The sequence below is a fragment of the Shewanella sp. 11B5 genome, from assembly GCF_002836795.1.
GTDB lineage: Bacteria > Pseudomonadota > Gammaproteobacteria > Enterobacterales > Shewanellaceae > Shewanella > Shewanella frigidimarina.
This window is the reverse complement of the sequence record NZ_PJAP01001057.1, coordinates 1-2,488: the sequence shown is the minus strand read 5'-3', so window position 1 is coordinate 2,488 and position 2,488 is coordinate 1. Positions and strand designations below refer to the sequence as shown.

3 protein-coding genes are annotated in these 2,488 nt (G+C 42.8%); 2 read left to right on the top strand and 1 reads right to left on the bottom strand.

The genetic code is table 11. The features are described from left to right. Positions 1-777 (bottom strand): M17 family peptidase N-terminal domain-containing protein (locus CXF78_RS20250; protein WP_308302289.1); only part of this gene is annotated, 777 nt, incomplete at its 3' end. Between the two features lie 272 nt (positions 778-1,049). On the opposite strand from CXF78_RS20250, the gene lptF reads away from it, so the two are divergent. Continuing rightward, entirely contained in the window at positions 1,050-2,162 is a 1,113-nt protein-coding gene (gene lptF, locus CXF78_RS20240; RefSeq protein WP_011636399.1) for an LPS export ABC transporter permease LptF, read from the top strand. Further along, positions 2,159-2,488 (top strand): LptF/LptG family permease (locus CXF78_RS20235; protein WP_145991590.1); only part of this gene is annotated, 330 nt, incomplete at its 3' end. The genes lptF and CXF78_RS20235, both read left to right, overlap by 4 nt.

Below are 2,488 nucleotides of genomic sequence, written 5' to 3'. Positions count from 1 at the left end.
ACTGTCAACGGCGCCCTGATATTCCATCACAGTCATGATAGATTCATTGGCACTAGCACGACCTACAGCAAGATAAGAGTTCATGCCCAATTTGGCCATTTGCTCTTCGCCAATAGTTGTAACGTTAAGGTTTTCGTACACTTCAGCCATTTGACGCGCTTGAGATGCCAAATACGCAGGGTTACAAATGTTAGGCGGCATGTTGGCCACGTCACGACATAAATGCATACCTGCAGATACGGCTGTTCCGTGTTCAATGGCACGTTCACCAATGGTGAGTTCACGGCGCGTAGGCACGTTGAATACCATTTTACGTAATGGACGACGAGTTTCGCCTTTACGGGTTTTTAATGCATCAAATGAATACAGGCTATTTTGAGTGCTCTCAATGGCTTGGCGAACTTTCCAATAGGTGTCGCGGCCTTTGACATGCAGTTCAGTTAAGAAGCACACTGCTTCCATTGAACCGGTTTCATTTAGGGTACTGATGGTTTTTGTGATAATTTGTTTGTATTGGCGCTCGTCTAACTCACGCTCTTTGCCACAACCAACCAGTAAAACACGTTCGCTTAGTACGTTTGGTACATGATGCAATAGCAACATTTGTCCTGGTTTACCTTCTAGGTCACCACGACGAAGTAGGTTACTAATGTAACCTTCACTGATTTTATCCAATTGCTCTGCGATACCAGACAGACGGCGAGGTTCGTACACGCCGACAACGATACAGGCTGAACGTTGCTTTTCGGGGCTGCCGCTCTTTACGCTAAACTCCATGAGCACTCCTAGATTCTTAAAGACAAATTTTTATATTTATTAGATAATGTTTGCATTAGGCCATCTGGCATATAATCAACGAAAAGGTGATAACTGTTTGGGATTATTAACGAAAAGAGGCGTAAATTGACAGCCAAAATAGATGTTAACCATGACCCCAAAGCACCTTCCGCGCTGGTCAGAAAACTAGCAAAACTGCTGAAAGTAGACAGTTTACATGAAAGTTGCTCTGATACCAGTAAAAAGATAAGTTTAGCCACCGGATCCTACTTGTGATTGTATTTAGATATCTTATTAGTGAAGTTTTAAAAGCACAATTTGCGGTACTTTTGGTGCTGCTAACTATTTTTATTAGTCAACAATTCGTGCGCGTGTTAGCCGATGCATCTGATGGCGAATTCCCCGCTTCTTTAGTGATGACATTATTAGGGTTAAACCTGCCTCAATTGACGGTATTAGTGTTACCGCTGAGTTTCTTTTTAGCAATATTGTTGGCTCATGGGCGAATGTATGCTGAAAATGAAATGGTGGTATTGCATGGCGTCGGTGTGAGTGAATGGTATGTCACTCGCGTAACGTTATTGCTTGCTTTTGCCAATTTATTATTCACGGCTTATTTGTCGGTTTATGTCGGACCGTGGGCAGAAGAACGTCAGAATCAGGTATTAGAGAAAGCGCAATCCGAAGCTGGATTAGCAGCCTTAACGCAAGGTCGTTTTCAAGCTAGCCCAAATGGTCGAGCAGTTTTGTTTGTTGAGAAAATAAATAAAGACAATACCTTAGATAAAGTCTTTGTAGCGCAACTCCCTGATCCGGAAGACGAAAATGGCCTGACAAATATTGTAGTTGCCAATAAAGGTCGTGTGATTGAAGATAATATTGGCAGTCAGCAGTTACAACTTGAAAAAGGCTTCCGTTATCAGGGCAGTCCTAAATCACTCGAACTGCAAGTGATTGAGTTTGGTGGTTATAAAATGGAGATTAAAGAACAGGAAGTTGATGAGAGGCGACGTAAATTATCTGCAATGCCAATAGACGAATTGTTAGATACTCCAGGACCAGAAGCTGCAGCTGAATTTCAATGGCGACTAGCTATCCCTATCGCGATCCCATTGTTGACCTTAATTGCCGTGCCGTTAGCGCGGGTTAATGTGCGCCAGGGTAAGTTTGCTAAAATGGGTCCCGCTATTTTGCTTTATTTAGGTTACTTTGGATTAATGATTGCAGGCCGAAAAGCCCTGCAAGATGAGGTGGTGCCGCAGTATTTAGGCATGTGGTGGATCCATGGCTTTGCGTTGTTATTAGGGTTGTTGTTACTCATTAAAGAGCGCCCTACAGGGATGAAGTTCTTAGGCTTATTTAAACGTAAGCAGGTGATGGCATGAGAATATTAGACCTTTATATTGCTCGTATGATCGTCAGTACATCAAGCTTGTGTTTACTTATTTTGACTGGGTTATCAGGCATCATTAAGTGGGTTGATCAATTACGTTTGGTCGGGCGTGGTGCTTATACCATGCTGGACGCCGGCATTTACGTGCTATTTTTAGTACCACGTGATATTGAAATGTTTTTCCCAATGGCAGTACTGCTAGGTGCGTTAATTGGGATGGGCATGCTGGCATCAAACTCTGAATTAGTTGTGATGCAAGTTTCTGGTATGTCGCGTTTACAAATCACTCAATCTGCGATGAAAACGGCTATTCCGTTA